At 49.6% G+C, this 19,811-nt stretch carries 16 protein-coding genes; all 16 read right to left on the bottom strand.

The window, feature by feature from the left end; translation table 11 throughout:
• Window positions 1–1,800, bottom strand: a 1,800-nt coding sequence (locus tag HOLDEFILI_RS11665) for a LamG-like jellyroll fold domain-containing protein (RefSeq protein ID WP_006059919.1), incomplete at its 3' end; no start/stop codon positions are given.
• On the bottom strand, window positions 1,797–3,341 hold the full coding sequence (locus HOLDEFILI_RS11670) for a polysaccharide biosynthesis protein (RefSeq protein ID WP_006059920.1): 1,545 nt from the start codon (window positions 3,339–3,341) through the stop codon (window positions 1,797–1,799). The genes HOLDEFILI_RS11665 and HOLDEFILI_RS11670, both read right to left, overlap by 4 nt.
• Window positions 3,342–3,355: 14 nt before the next feature.
• Window positions 3,356–4,315 carry a glycosyltransferase family 2 protein gene (locus tag HOLDEFILI_RS18490; protein ID WP_006059921.1) on the bottom strand — a complete coding sequence of 320 codons (960 nt, stop codon included), beginning with the start codon at window positions 4,313–4,315 and terminating at the stop codon, window positions 3,356–3,358.
• A gap of 31 nt (window positions 4,316–4,346) precedes the next feature.
• Complete coding sequence (locus HOLDEFILI_RS11680) at window positions 4,347–5,447, bottom strand: YfhO family protein (RefSeq protein ID WP_039864840.1); 1,101 nt, start codon at window positions 5,445–5,447, stop codon at window positions 4,347–4,349.
• Window positions 5,401–6,873 carry a YfhO family protein gene (locus HOLDEFILI_RS11685; protein WP_006059923.1) on the bottom strand — a complete coding sequence of 491 codons (1,473 nt, stop codon included), beginning with the start codon at window positions 6,871–6,873 and terminating at the stop codon, window positions 5,401–5,403. The genes HOLDEFILI_RS11680 and HOLDEFILI_RS11685 overlap by 47 nt, the downstream gene beginning before the upstream one ends.
• 4 nt (window positions 6,874–6,877) lie before the next feature.
• Window positions 6,878–7,900 carry a glycosyltransferase family 2 protein gene (locus HOLDEFILI_RS11690; protein WP_050766974.1) on the bottom strand — a complete coding sequence of 341 codons (1,023 nt, stop codon included), beginning with the start codon at window positions 7,898–7,900 and terminating at the stop codon, window positions 6,878–6,880.
• Between the two features lie 32 nt (window positions 7,901–7,932).
• Window positions 7,933–8,910, bottom strand: a complete 978-nt coding sequence (locus HOLDEFILI_RS11695) for a glycosyltransferase family 2 protein (RefSeq protein WP_006059925.1) — start codon at window positions 8,908–8,910, stop codon at window positions 7,933–7,935.
• Window positions 8,903–10,357: an oligosaccharide flippase family protein gene (locus HOLDEFILI_RS11700; protein WP_006059926.1), complete on the bottom strand. Its 1,455-nt coding sequence runs from the start codon at window positions 10,355–10,357 to the stop codon at window positions 8,903–8,905. The genes HOLDEFILI_RS11695 and HOLDEFILI_RS11700 overlap by 8 nt, the downstream gene beginning before the upstream one ends.
• A gap of 232 nt (window positions 10,358–10,589) precedes the next feature.
• Window positions 10,590–11,774 carry a UDP-galactopyranose mutase gene (gene glf, locus HOLDEFILI_RS11705; RefSeq protein ID WP_006059927.1) on the bottom strand — a complete coding sequence of 395 codons (1,185 nt, stop codon included), beginning with the start codon at window positions 11,772–11,774 and terminating at the stop codon, window positions 10,590–10,592.
• 12 nt (window positions 11,775–11,786) lie between these two features.
• Window positions 11,787–12,809 carry a dTDP-glucose 4,6-dehydratase gene (gene rfbB / locus HOLDEFILI_RS11710; RefSeq protein WP_006059928.1) on the bottom strand — a complete coding sequence of 341 codons (1,023 nt, stop codon included), beginning with the start codon at window positions 12,807–12,809 and terminating at the stop codon, window positions 11,787–11,789.
• Window positions 12,806–13,708, bottom strand: a complete 903-nt coding sequence (locus HOLDEFILI_RS11715; RefSeq protein ID WP_006059929.1) for an NAD-dependent epimerase/dehydratase family protein — start codon at window positions 13,706–13,708, stop codon at window positions 12,806–12,808. The genes rfbB and HOLDEFILI_RS11715 overlap by 4 nt, the downstream gene beginning before the upstream one ends.
• A gap of 10 nt (window positions 13,709–13,718) precedes the next feature.
• Window positions 13,719–14,609: a glucose-1-phosphate thymidylyltransferase RfbA gene (gene rfbA, locus HOLDEFILI_RS11720; protein ID WP_006059930.1), complete on the bottom strand. Its 891-nt coding sequence runs from the start codon at window positions 14,607–14,609 to the stop codon at window positions 13,719–13,721.
• Window positions 14,610–14,764: 155 nt separating this feature from the next.
• Entirely contained in the window at window positions 14,765–17,029 is a 2,265-nt protein-coding gene (locus tag HOLDEFILI_RS11725) for an LCP family glycopolymer transferase (protein WP_006059931.1), read from the bottom strand.
• 11 nt (window positions 17,030–17,040) lie between these two features.
• Window positions 17,041–17,724, bottom strand: a complete 684-nt coding sequence (locus HOLDEFILI_RS11730) for a hypothetical protein (RefSeq protein ID WP_039864842.1) — start codon at window positions 17,722–17,724, stop codon at window positions 17,041–17,043.
• Between the two features lie 17 nt (window positions 17,725–17,741).
• Window positions 17,742–18,671: a glycosyltransferase family 2 protein gene (locus tag HOLDEFILI_RS11735; protein ID WP_039864845.1), complete on the bottom strand. Its 930-nt coding sequence runs from the start codon at window positions 18,669–18,671 to the stop codon at window positions 17,742–17,744.
• Window positions 18,672–18,776: 105 nt separating this feature from the next.
• A complete protein-coding gene (locus HOLDEFILI_RS11740; RefSeq protein WP_006059934.1) occupies window positions 18,777–19,739 on the bottom strand; it encodes a glycosyltransferase in 963 nt (320 codons plus the stop codon).
• Between the last annotated feature and the right edge of the window lie 72 nt (window positions 19,740–19,811).

The raw sequence follows: 19,811 nt of genomic DNA on the forward strand, positions 1-19,811 counted from the left end.
CGGAAACAGGAATTCCTGATCATAGGCTTCGCCGAACAGCTTGGACAGCGCGTCCGTCGACGCGTAATAAATCGTCTGCGCCGCTTTCCGTTCATCCTTATAGAACAACCAGTATTTTCCCTGTGCCTGCAGCACCGTTCCGTCGATCACGGTATAGCCCGGTTTAAAGAAATTGCCCGGATAGCTGTAATGTTCAAAATCCCGTGTTGTCACATAATACAACGCGCTTTCATCCTTCTCCGTCGGATCGGAGAAATAAATATAATACAGATCCTGTTCCGGGTCATAACACATTTCCGGAGCCCAGGCGCGGGTTCCACTCATCTTTAAGAACGGATCCCACAGTGAAACCGGCACCAGCTGATGATCGGTAAACGTCACTAAATCTGAACTGCGCCAGAGATAAATATCCGGATTGTCAAATCCCTCTGTTGCCAGCAGCACAAAATTTCCATCTCGATCCCGGCCGATAAACGGATCGCGGATCCGGCCGTTGCCCAGCTCAGACGTCAGCACGGCTTCCCCTTGATTCAGATCAGTCCAATGCAGCCCGTCGCGGCTGTAAGCCAGCTTGCCGCGCTCCTCGCCCAGCTCGCCGTTGAAATAGGAAAGCACATATCCGGTAAACGCGTCCAGTACGACAACGTCGCGTTCGATTGTTTCGCTCAACTCTCCCTGCCGGATTGTGACCTGCAGCCGGGCATTAACCTTTTCTGAAGCCGTGGTTTTAACAATCCGGTTCTCCTGCAGCTCAATCCCGCCGGACAGCACTGTCCATTCAAGCTGTGAGCCATTTTCCGCCGCAGCCGGCAGCACGTCGTTTTCGTTCATCAGCGGCTGGAAGTCGTTATTCACGGCGATCCGATCGCGCTTTAAACGCGTCTTCGGCGAATCCGCCAGCACCGCGAATTTGAAGTCCTTGGTAAAGGTCTGCCCTTTATGTTCCACCTTCGCAGTGATCGTTACTTCCTGATCCCCCTGCGCCGCCGTCGGTTTCGTCAGCTTGCCTTGATCCGTGATGATCTCCGGCTTATCGCTGGACCAGCTGAAATATAGATCACGCACCGGATTCTCGGCAAACCAGAGATTGCCGGTCAGATCGTCCTGATTGCTGAAATGGAACGTATCCAGCACAGCTTTCGGATAGAAACGGTCAAACTCCGCCTGGACCTCCTCGGCGGTCCAGGCCTGGTTGATAATCTGGAAATCCTGGAACGTGCCTTCCGCCTGCGGGTCGTTGTAGATCAAACTTTTGCCAAGGATCAGCTCGTCTGTCCGCAGCTGTTTCACCTGCTTGGCCACATTGCCCGACGCGGTTTCCTCGCCATTGAGATACAATGTGACCGTGTTGCCCTCTTGGGTCAGCACGATATGGTTATAAATGCCGGTTTCGACCGTCGCTTCTTTCTCAGAGATAACCCGGTACGCTTTGTTTCCCGACTGAATCGAATAATTCAGTCCGCAGCGCTCGCCGGTTGGATTGCCGGAAGTCGCCAGCTGCATCACATGCCGGTCGTCGCGGCCCATCGAAAGCAGCGTCGTCCACTCAAAGTTCGCTTCCGGTTTAAACCAGAACGAAATCGTAAAGCTCTTGGAACTGCGCAGAATCTGCGATTGAACCCGGTGTTCGGTCTGAGCATCCAGACGATAGCCCTGCGCGTCGATTCCCGCGGTGCTGAACAGCTCCGGATCCTCCGGCGCGTAGATCTCCACCTGATCCTGAATAAACTTGGTATGACAGCCGCTCAGCAATCCCGCTAACAGACAAAAGCCGCACAGCCATTGAATCATTTTTTTCATGCCTGCACCTCTTTGTTCTTGTTCATCTTATGCCGAATTAAACGCCAGCCGCGCTGGATCAGTTTGCGGAAGGAGGCGTAGGAGAACCAGTAAACAATCGTAAAGACAACAAACACGATCAATCCCAGAGCCACGCATCCCATCAGGAAATGCAAGGTGGAGGACGTCACGAACGCCTGCTGGGTCTGCCAGCCGGCATACGCCGCAGCGCCGATCAGGATCGCTACACCCAGCCGGGTAAACACCATCTTGTAATAGCGCAGCGGATTCAGATGGAACACTTTTTTATAGACCAGAACCGGATTATATAAGAAATCAACGGTCCAGTTCGTCAGCATCGTCGCTGCCAGCACGCCCGCGATCCCTAACGGCTGGATCAGCACAATCGACAGGACGACCTTGGAGATCGCCAGTAAATACGCATTGTTTTTCGCGTCTTTGAACAAACCGTTGGCGTCACGGCAGATGATGATCGGCTCGCGCATCGTCATGTAGAAAATATTGATCGCAAACAGGAAAGCGATCAGAATCGTCACCGAATACTCCGGCCGCATCTTCATCCAGATCAAAACGAACCGTCCGATCACAACGAAGATGCATACGCCGATGATCGACGCGATATACACAGCGAAGTTAAAGAACTCCGTAAAGACGCTGTAGGAATCCGCGCCGGAATCGTTGAACAGGTTGCCGAAGCTGTTGATCGGCGAAGTGATCGCGGAGTTGATGATCTTGGATACCGACTCGGTCAGGTAGCTGTAAGAGCCATAGACGCTGGTCATCGTGTAGCCCATAAAAAAGGTGATCACCAGGTTGTCCGTATTGTTGGTGGCCAGCGTCGAGAGGCGCTGGATAATCGTATACTTGGCGTTTTTCTGGAACGCGTCGTCATAGGGCAGCTGTTTGTTTTCCTTCAGCCACGGATAGTTTTTCAAAGCGATCCGGCGGGCGATGAAGTTGGCGATGAACACCTGCAAGCCCTCGATCAAGAAGATATAAATATACGGCAGCTTCAGCAGGATGACGCCGACCATCAGCACCATCCGGAAAATGGCGATCGTCTGGATCCAGATGTTGATTTTGTACTCCTTTTGATCGGCGATGATGACAAAATTCGGTCCCATCAGGAAATAAGACAAACCAAAAGGAACACAAAGGATTAAAAACATCGTCACCGTTTCGCCATAGCCCAGCGGTGATTCAGCGAACATCGGGAACAACAGCGCGGTCAGCGCGCCGACAACCAAGACCGCCATGCCGGTAAACCGGAACACCTTGACGGCGCCGTTATAGATCGACAGCACCCGGTCCCGGTCGTTCTCAGCCAGCGGCTTAAACAACAGCTGGCGGAAGGCCAGCGAATAGCTCAGCTCAAAGACATTCAGAAAGGTGATGACGTTCATGATCGTCAGCTGCAGACCATTGAGGTCGCTGCCGTACAAGTCGATGAACATCCGCACCTTGATAAATCCGAAAATCGGAAGAGCGACGCTGGTGATCAGGCTCACCAAAAAATTGTAAAACGAATATTTTGTGCGCATAAGCTCCTCCTATCTTAATGAATCACGTGTTTGTAGAGCGGCAGCGTCAGACTGCCGAAGGTTTTCAAAAACAGCTGATCCTTCCAGCCTAAATTGCGGATGTAGGGATTCTTTTTCCAATTTGGGTAAAATTCCGCCATCACAGCGTCGCTCATCGCTTTCAGCTCGCTGGTCAGCGGCGAGCGCAGAAAGCGGAACATGCCGTACAGACGCAGATGCTCAATATGTAAATATTCCAGCTCATCGTGATACCGTTCGCTGAGGCCCATTTCCGCAAACTGATCGCGGACCTGCTTCATGACCGGAAAGATTTCTTTCAGCCGCTCGCTCTTGGTGACGGACATGATCGAACCTTCCCGCTGGCGGTAATGAATCCGCGCCTCGTGCTGAATTCCAATCGTTTGGGATTGCGCGAAGATCGGCATCGTGACCGGGATATCCTCATACCAGGTACCCAGCGGATAGCGGTAATGCTTCCGGGTGAAAAAGTCCGCGCGGTAGAGCTTGTTCCAGGCGAACATCGGCGATAGAAACGCCTGCTTTACCGGGCTGTCGAAGACATGCGGATTCAGCCCCGGCATGATCCAGGACGGCTGACCGTTTTCATAAAAATATTCGATATCGCTGACCACGACGTCCGCGCCCCGCGCCATGACTTCCGCCATTTTCGCGTAATACTCGGGATCAGCCCAGTCGTCGCTGTCAAGGAAGGCAATCCATTCGCCCTCAGCCTTGCCGATCGCGAAATTGCGGGCGTCCGACAACCCGCCGTTGGGTTTATTCAGCTGCGCGAAACGATCCGGAAACCGGCGCACATAGTCCTCAATAATCTGCGGGGAGGAATCGGTTGAACCATCGTTGACCACCAGCACCTGCAAGTTTTTATAGGTCTGGCCGGCTAACGAATCGAGACATTCCGGCAAGTATTTTTCCACGTTGTAAACGGGCACAATCACAGTAATTTTGGGTTCCACCGCGTTCCTCCTGTCTGATGAAATAAGTATATCATAATCGTGACTTCTCAGTTCGTTTTTTTCGTTCTGCCCCCGCGCAGGCCAGCGCTGTCAGGATGCCGCCGGCGGTGATCACCAGCCCCAGCGTCAATCCGCGGGGACGGAAAACGAGCTTGATTTCATGGGTGCCCTCACTCAGCGGCAATTCGATAAACGTATTCTGAAACGGCGTGACCGCCGTCGGCTGCCCGTCGATTTCCGCATGCCAGCCTTTATCATAGGGAACTGTTGTCAGCAGCCGCTGCCCCGCTTCCGCCTGAACGTGCATCGTAATCGTTGAGCCGTGAATCTGAATATTCTGCGCTGCCTGCTTCTGCAGCTTCTGTGTCCATTGCGTTAACGCTGAGATGTCCAGGGAATAAACCTCGGCCCGGGTTAAGCGCAGCAGCTGATCGCGCACGACCAGCTGAATCAGGATATCCTGTCCCGGCGGATAGGCTCCCAGATATAACGCGCCCGCATCGATCCCGGTATGCTCGTCTTGGGCATAGTTCTGATCGATCCACAGCTGAAACCATGTTTCATCCGTTTCAAAAGGCAGCTGAAGATAGAGCGGATCTTCCTCATTCAAGGACTGAGTATAGATTGCAATCGAGGTTTCCGCCTCCGGCCGTTTCGCCACAATCAGCGGCGAGCGGCTCAATTCATCCCCATCCCACACAAACAGGTCGGGATCATCCAGCCGCGTGATCAGCGGCTCGCCGCCGCACAGCTGGACCAGTTCGTTTTGCGCGGCAATCGAATAGGTCTGAGGCACCGGCATCTCATCATGATCGTCAATGACAAACCCCAGCGGCAGCGCGTAGGGATTTTCCAGCACCTCGAAGGTTTCAGTCTCCGCAATTTTCCGGTAATGATCGGTCTGGACCTGGACATGAACCGCGCCTTTTTCCCGCAGCACATAGCGAATGCCCAGAAATGCGTCGAGCGCCAGCGTCGTACCGTGATAGGTACTGCCAAACATCCGGTGGCTGACGCCGTAATGTTCCAGGAAATCGCTGACCTTCTTATCGTAGGTCGACGAGTAATGCGAGATTCCCGGGTAGTTATAGCCCAGACCTTCGTTTTGTATTGCGCGCCGACCAATTTTCAATCCGGTAGCCCGGCTCAGATGCAAAGCTTGCCAGGGCGGTCCGCACTTCATTTTGGTAGTCCAGCACCGTCTGGGCCGAGGCATAGCCGTCATAGACGTTATCCCGGTCCAGCGAAATGAATGTGGCAGCGCCCGCGAAAGTCAGCTCGGCGGCGACGGTGACCGCCAGCACTTTCTGAAAGCCCAGACTCAGCAGCGCCGTGATCCCTGCGATGAACCCGGCGGTAATCAGCTTGGCCGGCAGCGTCATCGTTCCGTTCACGACCAACAGAAGCAAGACCCCAAGCGCCCCGCAGGCCAGCGACTTCCTGCCGCGCGTGTCCCACGCGTCCGCCGCCGCGGCGATCAGCCAGAACACGATCACAAAGCTGAACCGCGTTGGGAAACCATAGGGCATCGACAGAAAATGCCAGAGCTTATACAACGGCGTGAAGAACACCGACGCCGCAAAGAAAAGCAGCGTCAGACTATCGACGAGCTTCTTCCGGTTTGACCGCAGCCGCTGGAAAAACGAAGAAAAGACGAGGATCAGACACAACAATCCGGCATAATCAAACGTGATCTCCTGCCCCAGCGTCACAGCCGGTACACCTGGAAACGCGTTGTTCAATCCTGCCAGCCGGGCAAAGCTGAAAAGCGGCAGCGCCTCCGCGGGCTGGGCAAGCCGGTTGTTGATCACAGATAAGAAGCTGGGCATCAGCAGCCAGCCGTTGCAAGCCAGGCCGATCGCCATGCCGAGTATGCCCTTCTTCAAGACTGTCCAAAATGAAACCGCGTGTTGGTCCTCACTGAAATAGCGCGTCAACACCATCAGACAGGCAAACATCAGGCCCATGATCGCCGTGTAGTAATTGGAAAACACGCTCACCGCTACCGCCAGCGTAAATCCCTTGGCCGATTTTCCCCGCAGGATCTGTTCGATGCCGCTCAGCACCATCGGCAGCCAGACTAAACCGTCCAGCCACATCAAACATTGAGAATACGCCAGCGCGGCGCCGCTCAGTGCGTAACCCAGCGCGAACAAGCCATGAACTTGGCGCGGACCGAAACGATCCTCCAGATAGAACATCATTGTCCCGCAGCTCAGGCTCAGCTTCAGAAGGGTCGCCAGACTGACGGAAAGCAGAATGGCCTCGTTGGGCAGCAGCGCCAGAAGCAGCTGCAGCGGACTGGAGCAGTAATAGGAAAAAATCGGGATGAAGCTGCCGCCCATGCCCGCCGCCTGCGCATAAGTCAGGCTGTTCTGCCCGGTGACGACCGTATGCAGATATTTCAAATATTCGACATATTGAATGTTCAGATCGTTGATCAAAAGCGAACGGCCGCCAAACGGAACGAAGCCCAGCGCCGCGAAAATGCCGCAGAGCAGGACGGCTGCGCCCAGAAACGCGAAAAACGGCCGGCGGATGGATCTCAGTCGGTGCATTCCGTTACTCCTTAACGAAGGATTTCACCCAGCGGCGGTAAACCGGATGCGAAACCCCCGCCGTCAGAACCAGCTTATCCTTCATCCGCTCACGGCTGCCGGTGTAGCCGAAGCGCGTCATCCCTTCCAGGATCGCGGCCCGGTGAGGCATCAGCTTTTCAACCAGCCGGTACAGAACTTCGGCATGTTCCAGTTTTTCTGCCGGCGTGCCCTTGATCCGGCGCAGCTGATAAAATGAAAATTTATAGGCTTCAAAAATCCGGTAGTAAAACAATGCCGGAACCGCAGAACAGCGCTCCGCCTGATCCAGAATCGTGGAGAACACCTGGGCGTGCGCGTCGATCACCTGCGGCTTCAGATCGGTCATCGTATTGCCGGCCCGGTCGATCAGATAATACGCCAGCGCTTTGTCGGTGTAGACGACTTTCTCAGCGTTTAACAGACTGATGTAAAACAACAGGTTATCGGTGTAGCCGATTTTATGCGGAAACTGAATGTTCGCCGCCAGGGATCGCCGGTACAGCTTGGCGTGCGGCGAGGGATCCACAAAGAACAGATTCTCAAATTCCGGCGTGCCCTTTACATACCCCTGGCCCGGCTGCAGCGTCGCAAATTTCGTGTTGTACGCTGGATCGTACTTCTGTTCGTCGCTGTCGGAATAAATGAAATTCTTCGCGCCGATCACCAGATCCGCCTGGTTGGCATCCGCCAAGCCGACCAGGGTTTCCAGCGCGTCATCCGCTAAGTAATCGTCCGGATCGCAGACGAGGAAATATTCCGAATCCAGCCGTGCGATTGCCATTTCCAAAACGGAACCATAGCCGCCGTTTTCCTTGCGGATAGCGACGACTTTCTCCGGATACGCCGCAGCGTAGCGGTCGATGATCGGCTGTTCGTTTTTCGGCGATCCGTCGTTGACGGCATAGATCACATAGTCGGAATAGGTTTGCCGCAGCAAGGAATCCAGACACTTGGCGACGTATTCCTCAACATTGTAAATCGGCACGATAATCGTAACTTTACTCATGGTCAGTTTCTCCTTTACTTCACGATCCAGCTTTACCGGCGGATCCAATTGCGGGTGCGCAGATAGCCCTTCAGCACTTGCGGGCGCATGTAGATCCAGTCGTTTTTCTGGCGGTTGATCGGGTATTTGCATTCCGGGTAGTCCGGAAAATTCTTGTGAATGAACGCGAAACACGCGTCGATGTATTCGTTGACCAGCTTCCGGTCTTTGACCGTGCGGGTCTTCTTCAGGTTTTCGATGATGTTAACGCAGGCCAGATACTTCAGTTCTTCATAGTATTGGTCGTAGACGCCTTCCTGCCGGTAGTAATTCATCGTTTCCTCAGCCATTGTCAGAATGTGATAGGCCTTCTGATTAAAGGATTGGGTGATATTGCCCGGCCGGTCGGCGAGGTAGTCGTACAACGGCTCATTGACAAACGCAATCGACCTGGCTTTCAACAGGAGCTTATAGGTTGTACCCAAATCCTCGTACAGATAACCGAACGGGTAAGTGATGCCGTTGTCCTCAAACAGCGAGCGCCGGTACATCTTGTTCCAGGCGGCGTTAAGGATGCGCGTGATCATTTCCGGATTTTCTTTCAGCGTATAAACGCGGTCGCCGGAATAGCTGTTGGCAATCACTTCCTTGGTCTGCGTTTTCATAAAATATTGATAAACATCGAAAATCACGAGATCCGCGCCGGTTTCATCCAGCTTCGCGGCCGCTTTTTCAAGCGCCTGCGGTTCAAGGAAATCATCGGAATCGACGAACATAATATACGGTGCGGTGGCATATTTCATGCCATAGTTGCGCGCGTCGGACAATCCGCCGTTAGGTTTTTCCAGCACCTGAATCCGCGGATCACGGTTCTTATAGATGTAGAGCAGTTCATTGGAATGATCGGTCGATCCATCGTCGACGCACAGAATCTCAATCTCCTCAAGCGTCTGATGAATTAAGGAATCCAGGCATTTTTCCAGATAATCTTCGACGTTATAAACCGGAACGACAACGCTGACTTTACTCATGGGCGGCTTCTCCTTTGCGATGGTTTAACACTTTGCGGATCAGATTCATGTGGAAATCATCCTTCATCAGCGTCAGCAGACCAAAATACACGATGACGCCGACGGCGATCTGAATGAGATTGGTCGTAAACCGCGGACCCATCGCTTCCCCGATGAAATGGACGGGAAGCATCATGACGAGCGAAGCGATGACATATTTCGTCACTTCTCTTACGCGAAAGCCCAGATCCAATTGCCCCCGGATCGACAGCCATTGCGTCAACGTCACCATCAACTCGGCGATGACTGAACCGGTGATCGCGCCGAAAGCGCCGAACTTCGGCATCAGTAAGGCATTCAGGCAGAAATTCGTCAGAGCCCCGAGGATCACCGAGCGGGTATATTCCTTCGTCCGGCCGATCGGCAGAAGGTATTGCGTACCAAAGACGTTGCTGAGGGAAATAAACAGGATGATCGGCGTCGTAAAGATGATCAGCGGCGTCACGATCTGATAAGTGTCATCGAGGAACCAGCCGATAAAATAAGGAATCAGCGAGATGATTCCGGCGATCATCGGAATAGCCAGATACAGCGCCATCCTTAACGTTGTGCGTAAAAACCGCAGCACTTCCTCATCCTGACCCTTGGCATGGATGTTGGCAATCCGCGGCAGCATGACGCTGCCGATCGACGTGATGAAAAACAGGAACATCTTAATGAACCGCTGAGCCTGGTTATAGAAGCTGACGTGACTGACGTCGGCGTATAAGTAGCCTAACATCGAAACATCCAGCATCGTATAAACGCTGGTCGCGATCTGCGGGATGAAAAGCATGAGATTGGGTTTGAAATGCTTGAGCACATCCTTGAAATGGATCGGCGTCCACTTGACATATTGCTTCAGCTGGGTCCACATAATCAGCTGGCCCAGCACGCCGGAGCCGGCGTTGATCACGATGAACAGCGCCAGATCCGAAGGTTTCTTTACGAACGCAAAGATCAGGATAATCCCCAGGATCTTGATGATCATGTTGCGGATCGAAGCCGTTTTGAAATCCTCGACGCCATAGAAAAACCAGGTGATATCCAGGGCGACTGACAACAGCGAAATCGTCTGGATCGTCGCGTACAGGCGCACGCTGTCCTGCACGGTAAACAAGTAGAGGAAATAAACGAGCGTGGAGGCGCACATGCTTAAAAACTGCATTGTGAAGATCTCAAAGAACGTCTTTGACATCTTGGTCTGGTCGTCGCGGACGCGCGCGATCTCCCGGTTGCCGTAGATCGAAACGCCCATGATTCCAAACAGTACGAACCACTGAACATTGCTGCCGGTCCAGTCGCTGATGCCCAGCATCGTCGCGCCCAGCGTCCGGGTCACATACGGCACCGTAATCATCGGCGCCAAAACGACTAACAGTTGATATAAAATATTATAGAAATAGTTTTGAAGTATCTTTTTATCCATAAAATCACCTTTATTTAGTATAGCATGAATAGAAGAAAACTGCGAATTGTTAACGCAGTTTCCCTGTTTCTTGCTTTTTTCCGAGCCTTTGGATGAGGGGATCGATCACGCACCAGGACAGGCCAATGCTGCCTGAGATCTCGTTCAGCGAATCTGTTTCATCGCCTATCCCCGAGAAGATTGGTACTCAACGCTTTCGTTCAGTGAATTTCCGTCACCCGTTCTTCCTTTGCTAAGAGTGCGAGGTTTCGTTTAATTTGCTGAACATTTGCAAGGCTTTCGCAACGATCGCATCCATGTTGTAGTATTGATATTCTGCCAAACGGCCTAAGAGATGAAGATTGTCGATCCCGCGGATCAGCTCGCAATACGCCTGATACTGACGGCGGCATTCTTCTTTGGCGATCGGATAGTACGGGATGTTCCCGGTTTCCCCATCGTGATGGTAAGTCAGCGGGTATTCGACAGCGATGGTCGTCGCTTCCGGCTGCTGATCCGCCTGCATCAGGAGTTTGTATTCCGTGATGCGGGTAAACGCGTTTTGCTGGGCCGGGGTCGGATAGTTGACAGTCGCCGCTTCCTGGTAGGTATGCGGATGGCTCTGAATATCGAATTCCAGCGAACGGTACGGCAGCTCGCCTAACGGATAGTCGAGCAGATCGTCGATCGCACCGGTGAAAATCACCGGTCCCTGGAAGACTTCACCTTCAAACAGAATTTGCTTGTTTTCCAAATCGACCTTCAGACATGACTTCGCGTCGGTCTTCAGGCGGACTTCGATCTTTTCGTTTTTCAGCATGTTTTCAAAGATTCCGGTAAATCCATGCGCCGGCATCATCTGGTAGGTATCCTGGAAATAACGGTCATCATAGGAGATATGAACCGGCACGCGGCCGGTGACCGCCGGATCGATTTCTTCCGGCGTCTGTCCCCATTGTTTCATCGTGTAGTATTTGAAGACATGTTCGTAGATGTATTCCGCCAGCTCATTAATTTCCGGATTGGCATTGGCGCGCAGCTGCAGGATCGGCACCTTCTTTTCCATCCCATATTCGTTGATCAGCAATGTTTTTAAACGCTCGGCTTTTTCCTTGGGGAACGAGCGTTCAATCGTCGTCAGGTTGAATGGAATCGGCGCAACGACGCCGTTGATATGGCCGAGTACGCGATGCTGGTAAGGATACCAGTCTGTAAACTGGGAGAGGTAATCGACGACCTCACGGGAATGGGTATGGAAGATATGCGGGCCATATTCATGACGGCGCACGCCGTTTTCATCGATATAGTCGTACATGTTGCCGCCGACATGGGCGCGTTTTTCCAGGACGAGCACACGCTTGCCCGTGACATGGGCAAAGCGTTCCGCGATGACGCTGCCGGCAAAGCCCGCGCCGATAACAATAACTTCTGGTTTCATTCCGATCTCCTTTTACGGTCTGTCCTTATACATAGTTTTGTAGTAGTTCTGATAGTCGCCCTGCAGGATGTGCTCCCACCAGTCGCGGTGCGTCAGATACCAGTCGATGGTCTGCGGAATGCCGGTCTCAAACGTATATTTAGGTTTCCAGCCGAGTTCTGTTTCAATTTTAGTCGGATCCATCGCATAGCGCAGATCATGACCCGGGCGGTCCTTGACGAAGTGGATCAGTGATTCCGGCTTATTCAAAGCGGCGAGAATCGTCTTCACCACTTCCAGATTGGTCTTTTCATTGTGGCCGCCGATGTTGTAGACTTCGCCTACGCGGCCCTTGCGCAGAATCAGATCAATCGCCGTGCAGTGATCGTAGACGTGCAGCCAGTCGCGCACGTTCATCCCATCGCCATACACCGGCAGACTTTCATCGGCCAGCGCACGGCTGATCATCAGAGGAATCAGCTTTTCCGGAAAATGATAAGGTCCATAGTTGTTCGAGCAGCGGGAAATCGTTACCGGCAGCTTAAATGTGCGGTGATAGGCCTGAACTAACAGATCGGCGCCGGCCTTGGCCGCACTGTAAGGACTGGAGGTATGGATCGGCGTTTCTTCGGTGAAGAACAGATCCGGACGATCTAACGGCAGATCGCCGTAGACTTCGTCGGTCGAGACCTGATGGTAACGCTGGATGCCGTATTTGCGGCAGGCGTCCATTAAAACCTGAGTGCCGAGAATATTGGTCGTGATGAAGACCTCTGGATCCTCTACAGAACGGTCGACATGAGTTTCTGCGGCAAAGTTAACGACCATGTCGAATTTTTCTTCGGCAAACAAGTGATCGATAAACTCGCGGTCGCGGATATCGCCTTTGACAAATTTAAAATTCGGCTTTTCCATGATCGGCTCCAGAGTTTCCAGATTGCCCGCATAGGTCAGAAGGTCTAATACGACGATCTGGTCTTCCGGATAGGTATTGACCATGTAGTGAGCGAAATTGCCGCCGATAAAACCGGCTCCGCCTGTAACTAAAAACTTCATTTACGAATTCCCCCTTGTTCTTTTTTTATCCGTTTGATTTCTTTGACAATGCCTTCCTGGATCGTCGTCTGAATTGTGAAGCCGGTCAGACGTTTCAGTTTTTCAATATTGAGGACAATCTGATCGACAACCGGGACTTCGCTGTTGACATGCCGGATCTCGATCGCCTGGCCGGTTTTTTCCTGGACTTCATCCAGAATCTCCGTCAGGCTGGTCGCTGTTTGCGAAGCGACGTTGACGATTTCATTCTGGATTTGATGTTCAAGAAGCAGCTGGATCGCCCGGGCAAAGTCTTCGATATAAATGTAATCGCGGCTGCTGTGCGGAGAAGCCCACATTTCAAAGGCTTCGTGGCTCAGCGCTTTTTCGATCAGGATCGGGATAACGCCTTGTTTCTTATCCGTTGTCTGATGTCCGCCGTAAGGATTAGCGAGACGCAGGATCAGATAAGGCAGACCGGATTGGCGGATCACCTGTTCGCAGCGGGTCTTGCTTCGGGCGTAAAGAGTGATCGGATGCAGCGGCGCGTCTTCGCAGATCGGTTCTGCGGCATTGCCGTAGACCGTGCCCCCCGAAGACATAAAGATGAACAGCCGCGCGCCGCGCTGCTTCAGCTGACATAACAGAAATTCGTATTTTTCTTCAACTCCGCCGAGTGTTTTTTCCTCATCCTCGCTGCGGGCGTTGTTGGCAAGCAGTGAAATGGTATCGATGACGACGGCGTCTTCAAAATCGACTTGATCGAGATCTTTAGCCGAAAAGGCGTTGATTTCTTTAAAGTTGGAACACAGCGGCGTGTAGGGACTGGGTAACCCGATTATTTCGGTTTCTGCTTTCTGACTCAGCAGAGAAGCGAGATTGTAGCCTAAATAGCCGCAGCCTAATAGTATGATTTTCATTGCGACTCCTTTATTTGTTGTAGCTGGTGACAAAATTACCGGAAGCAACCGTTCTTAAGTGCTCACCATAAGGAGATTTCCCATAGGAAGCGGCGGAAGCCAGCAGTTGGTCGGTGTCAATCCAGTGATTGTAGAAAGCGATTTCTTCAGGAACCGAGATCTTGATTCCCTGAACTTCCTCGATGGTTTTGACAAAGTCACTGGCCTGGGCGAGCGAGCTGATCGTGCCGGTATCCAGCCAGGCAAAGCCGCGGCCAAAAACGACGCAGTCAATTTCGCCTTTTTCCAGATAGACTTTGTTCAGATCGGTAATTTCATATTCGCCGCGGGCTGAAGGCTTCAGGTTCTTGGCGTATTCAACGACGTGGTTGTCGTAGAAATACAGGCCAACGACGGCATAATTGGATTTTGGGGTTTCCGGTTTTTCTTCCAGAGAAAGGACTTTTCCGGTTTTATCGAATTCAACGACGCCGAATCGTTCTGGATCCGGGACGTATTGTCCAAAGATCGTTGCGCGGCCTTTGTTATTTTTGGCTTTTTCCAGCATCTCGCTGAAATGGTTGCCATGGAATATATTATCTCCTAAAATCAGGCAGACATCCTCATTGCCGATAAATTCTTCGCCTAAAACGAAAGCTTGCGCCAAGCCGTCAGGTGATGGCTGAACTTTATAGGACAGCTGAATGCCAAACTGGCTTCCGTCGCCCAGCAGGCGTTCGAAATTCGGCAGATCCTGGGGTGTGGAGATGATCAGAATATCGCGGATTCCTGCCAGCATCAGCGTCGACAGGGGATAATAGATCATCGGTTTATCATAGACGGGCAGCAGTTGTTTGGATGTGACTTTCGTCAGGGGATACAAACGGGTGCCGCTGCCTCCTGCAAGAATAATTCCTTTCATGGATTTCCTCCCAAACTCTTTAATTCCTCATTATTTTATCATAGTTAAGCATTGAATGCCATTCATTCAGTGAATTCTGAAAGTAGTTCAGCGATTCACTTTCGTGGATAGATAAAGAAAAGAAGACCGAATACATCAGCCTTCTTTTGATTTAATTACCTAAAAAGTTTTGAGAATAGATTGAAGAATCGGTTTGGGAAGATAAATCCCGTAGGTACTTCCTCATCTGTATTCGGAGATTCAGTTACTTCTTTAGGCTTACAGCCGCCATTACCATCTGGTTCTTCATTCTCACCACATTGCTTTTGAATTGGCTTACACCCGCCGTTACCATCTGGTTCTTGCCCCTCTGGACATGTTGACGGAACTGGGGATACTGTAGGATCAGTGGTTGGTGTTGTTGACGGAGTTGTTGTTGGGCTTGTTGTTGGAGTTACCGTAGGTGTCGTTGTCGGATTCGCAATACATCCTGCGCCTCCGGTATTTAAATCAGAATCATTTTTAGCATAATATCCACTTTCGCAAACACAGGCTTTTTTACCCGAATCATAGTAGGAGTTCGCAGGACAATTCTTCGTTGCCCCTTCATGCGTAATAATGCTAACCGTGATTTCCGTCACATTTTCCGTTTTAATACCAGCACGGACACTTTGTGCGATAACCATATTCTCAGGATAGGAATCAACATAACCTTCTTCACCTTGATGGACTTTGGTGACTTTTACAGTAATTCCTCGGGAAGAAGCCCATTCTTGAACTTCGGATAATAACTTTCCACTAAAATTAAGGACTGTATCTGGAGATTCGTCATGAATAATCGGCTCTGAATAAGTTTCATTAGTTAACGTCGGCGCAGTGAAGACCCAGTTTGCACTAAACGAAATTGCTTTTGGCGCGTCGATTTTAGAATCCAAGTTGATATTTCTCAGAATCGCGTTGCGGTTATCCGTAATTGATCCCTGATATACACGATAAATATACAGGTTCAACTGCATGCTTTCATTCCATTTCGAAGAACCATAACCGGTTACGCGGGATCCTACAATGTTAATAACATTTGCGTTCTTGACATAGCTGCGGTTCATTTTCTTAATCGAATAATTAAATAAGCTGATCAACTGATCTACGGTAAAGTTCGTAGAAACATTATCGCCGGCCGCATCCAATACTTTTAATGCCTTATTCACGTCTGTCAGTTTCATGGCTTCCGTTAAAATTGCCTGGATGACCTGCTGCTGATTCGCCTGCCGCTGGAAATCACCGTTAGCGTACAGATGACGTTCACGCGCATAGGCCAGCGCCTGTTCACCGTTTAACCGGTTGGTTCCAGCTGGAACCCAAACCGTCATCTTACCGCGGGCATCGGATTTCTGACCTACAAATTCATAAGGATTCGTAATGATGATCCCGCCCAAAGCATCAACCATTTTAACAATGCCGGTAAAGTTGCTTTCAAAATAGAAATCAATATCCACATCCATTAAATCTTCAACGGTATCAATTGTACACTGACGGCTGCGGACACGGGCATGCGTGATCTTATCTTCTGATTTTCCTGCATAACAGGCGATCGGCACATAGCTGTCACGAGCGATCGAGGTTAGAGTTACCTGCATGCTGATCGGATTAAAAGAAGCCAGCATTAAGGCATCTGATCGTTGTTCGTCCGTACCGATAATCAGAACCGTAAAAGGTTCGGTCGTAATATCTTTATCCGAACCTGATTCTGTAGTTACCGTAATATTCTTATCAAACGTCAAAATAGACTTCGTATTCTCTAAATATTCGCTGTAACCATCATTGACCTCAAACATCGCAACATAGTTGCTAGGCAGCGCCGCCGCGTCAATTTCTCCACCGAACAGCCCCATCAACATACTGTTGTAATCGTCATATTCGTGATAAGTAACATTGATCTTTTTCGCTTCTAATTCTTTCTTAGGAAGGATATAGCCGACTTGTTCTTCCGTATTCGATAAGATACCGAAGGTCTTGCCTTCAAGATCGTTAATATCGTTAATTGCGAAATTTCCGTTTTCGCTGTAAACAACAAAGGAAACTTCAACTTTCTCACTGGTCGTCCCGGTGTTGATAATCTTATCAATATTTTTGTTTACCCGGGTCGTAACATAGGTTAACGCACCGCCGGATAAAAATGCAATCACCAAGACACCGATCGTCACATAGAGAATACTCTTTTTCATCGCATAGGCGTTGTAAGCAATTAAGCCATTTAATACCAGCAGAATTGCCAGAATCACAACGTTAATGAGGACGAAGATCGACTTGCTGAAGTTACTGTATCGCGTAATGTTGAGGATGCCTAAGACCATCAAAATATCAGTCAGAATCGCGATGGCAGCCAGAACGAAGTTCATGTTGGAAAGTTTACGTTTACTCATTTTATTCTGTTTCGTCATAGCCAACCTCCTTAATCATAATGGTCGAAGAACTGTGCGATTTCATAACGTCCATCGTTATCTACGACTGTGAAATACCCTGTTTTCTGGAAACTATTAACATCAATTTTTGAACTTGATTTGTAATTCCAGGTAGCCTCGATATAATACGCTTTATAAGTTTCCCCGGAATAGTGTTCAAAATCTGCCGCATAATCGGCCTTTGTCGTTATATCTGTCACTTCTAATAAATTCTCACGACCATACTGGCTGATATATAAATCCAGGTCCTTGTAGAATTCCCAGCGTGATTGTTCCTGAAAACTGGTGAATAACGGTCCATAAATGTATTGCAGGCCTCCGACTTCATAATTACCATCTTTGTTTGTCCAGGTAAAATAATCAGCAATAAAATTACGAACAACCGCTTCACTGATCGCCAGCTGATCATCCCCTTTTAAGGCCTCTGTCAATTTTTTGAACTCATCCTGCTGAAACTGCGTCGGATTATTTCCGATGACGTATTGGTCATTCTTCATCGACGAGGTATTCGTCTTTTCAACGACCTCGCCGCTACCCGCGGATTTCTTTAACGAAATCCGAACGATATTGAAGCCCATAACCGCAACGACGACTAAGGAAGCCGCCAACATCATATAAATAATCTGTTTATTTTTCTTTGCGCGTTTTGCTTTTGCTTTATCCTGCTTACTCACTAACATTCCTCCTTTTATTACTCATATTTTTTACGGACGATATATTTCGGACGTTTCTTGGTCTCCATGTACGTTTTCGACAGGTATTCGCCGATAATGCCTAAGCTTAACAGCTGAATTCCTCCCAAAAACAGAATGATGACGACCATTGATGGATAACCCGCAACCGGATCGCCTACGATCAAGGCCTTCCCAAAAACAAAGATCATATAAAGGAAAGCAATGATAGAAACGAAGATTCCGGAAATCGTCGCCATTCGCAGCGGGGCAACAGTAAAGGCAACAATACCTTCAATCGCGTAAGCGAATAACTTCCAGAACGACCAGCTCGTTTCCCCAGCAACACGCTCCACATTCTCATACTCCAAATAAACCGTTTTATAACCAACCCAGGCAAAGATACCTTTAGAAAACCGGTGATATTCCTGAAGTGAAAGAACGCTGTCGACAACCTCGCGGGTCATCAACCGGAAATCCCGCGCGCCGTCAACAATTTCGACCTCTGTAAATTTATTGATCAGTTTATAAAACTGCCGTGCAAAGAAGGAACGGATTTTCGGTTCCCCTTTTCGCGTAACCCGGCGGGTACCTACAATGTCCACATGCTGCTGATTCATGGCTTCAAACATCTTTGGCAAATATTCCGGCGGATCCTGTAAATCAGCATCCATGACCGTGACGTAATTACCCGTCGCATTTTCCAATCCCGCTAGCAGGCCGCCCTCTTTGCCAAAATTCCGGCTGAAGTCAATGACCTTGACAATACCCGGATGCGCATCATGGAGCTTCACCAATTCTTCTAAGGTATTATCGCGGGAACCGTCGTTGACAAAAATAATTTCATAATCCATGTTCATGGCATCCACTACTTTTGTTGTTTCGCGGTAAAAGATGTTCACCGTTTCCTGTTCGTTATAACAAGGAACTACGATTGAAAGCTTATCCATATCTAACCTCCGCAAATTCACCATTTAATTATAAAGGAGAAATTCAAGAAGTACAAATACTTTCCTAAATTGTCATGATTCCTTAATATTTTAAATTCAGTGATCTTATTTTTTAAATCTGTGAAATAGTTCGGAATAAAGCATAATATTCCAATTGCTAACGGTTTTGAAATAACGGTTTTTCATTCCGCCCAGCGACGTCAGATACGGGTTCTTCTTCCACTGTGGGAAGCTTTGATTCAACCGCTCCCACCCCATCTGAATCGTCGTTTTCCGATCCTGCCGATCCGCAATCTTCGTGCTTCTTAAGAAAGAGTTCCCTAAAAAGAACTTAATATGCAGATATTCCAGTTCATCATGATATTCCTGATCCCATCCCTGGGCCTTAAAATAATCCGTAATGATTTCAAAAACATGAATCATATCCTTCACTTCATGATTGTTCGTATGCGTAATTGAATTTCCCAATTGGATATAACTGACAAAAGCTTCGTCGACAAAGGCTAATTTTTTTACATGCGGTGCTAAGCAATAAAGAAAACACGCATCCTCATAGCGATAGCCCGTCGGAAACTGCAAGCCGGTTTCCCGGACAAAATCAGTACGGTAAATTTTATTCCAAAGCGTGGCAAATAAATGAATCATCATTTCTTTTCCCGGAGCGTAAGGACCTTCCTTTTCCAGCCGCTTCTGTTCGCCATAGACCCAATTAAAATTGGAAACGACGACATCTGCGTTCTCTTTCTCTGCCGCCGCGACCATCTTCTCAAACATATCCAGTTCTGTAAAGTCATCGCTGTCCAGAAAGCCAAAATACTCTCCCTGCACCTGCGCTAAACCAAAATTACGAGTCTCTGCGATCCCGCCGTTGGGTTTCTTAAATGGACGAATTTGCGGATATCGCGAGGCATAGTCATCAATAATCTGTTGACTGTTATCTTTTGTTCCATCGTTAATCACGATAATTTCCATATTTTTGAGCGTCTGATTCACTAAGGAATCAAGACACCGGGGCAGATATTTTTCAACGTTATATACCGGTACAATCACACTGAGGATGGGTTTCATTTTCCACCGCCTGCCTTTCTGATCAATCCTTTAATTTTCATTCTGTTTGTTTAACCTATTATACCATCGTCG

The sequence above is a fragment of the Holdemania filiformis DSM 12042 genome, from assembly GCF_000157995.1.
Lineage (GTDB): Bacteria > Bacillota_I > Bacilli_A > Erysipelotrichales > Erysipelotrichaceae > Holdemania > Holdemania filiformis.

Coding starts and splice junctions, on each gene's coding strand:
- HOLDEFILI_RS11700 (WP_006059926.1), bottom strand. CDS start 10,357: ATGGATAAAAAGATACTTCAAAACTATTTCTATAATATTTTATATCAA.
- glf (WP_006059927.1), bottom strand. CDS start 11,774: ATGAAACCAGAAGTTATTGTTATCGGCGCGGGCTTTGCCGGCAGCGTC.
- HOLDEFILI_RS11725 (WP_006059931.1), bottom strand. CDS start 17,029: ATGACGAAACAGAATAAAATGAGTAAACGTAAACTTTCCAACATGAAC.
- HOLDEFILI_RS11670 (WP_006059920.1), bottom strand. CDS start 3,341: ATGCGCACAAAATATTCGTTTTACAATTTTTTGGTGAGCCTGATCACC.
- rfbA (WP_006059930.1), bottom strand. CDS start 14,609: ATGAAAGGAATTATTCTTGCAGGAGGCAGCGGCACCCGTTTGTATCCC.
- HOLDEFILI_RS11690 (WP_050766974.1), bottom strand. CDS start 7,900: ATGAGTAAAGTTACGATTATCGTGCCGATTTACAATGTTGAGGAATAC.
- HOLDEFILI_RS11740 (WP_006059934.1), bottom strand. CDS start 19,739: ATGAAACCCATCCTCAGTGTGATTGTACCGGTATATAACGTTGAAAAA.
- HOLDEFILI_RS11685 (WP_006059923.1), bottom strand. CDS start 6,873: ATGCACCGACTGAGATCCATCCGCCGGCCGTTTTTCGCGTTTCTGGGC.
- HOLDEFILI_RS11735 (WP_039864845.1), bottom strand. CDS start 18,671: ATGGATAAGCTTTCAATCGTAGTTCCTTGTTATAACGAACAGGAAACG.
- HOLDEFILI_RS11695 (WP_006059925.1), bottom strand. CDS start 8,910: ATGAGTAAAGTCAGCGTTGTCGTTCCGGTTTATAACGTCGAAGATTAT.
- rfbB (WP_006059928.1), bottom strand. CDS start 12,809: ATGAAGTTTTTAGTTACAGGCGGAGCCGGTTTTATCGGCGGCAATTTC.
- HOLDEFILI_RS11715 (WP_006059929.1), bottom strand. CDS start 13,708: ATGAAAATCATACTATTAGGCTGCGGCTATTTAGGCTACAATCTCGCT.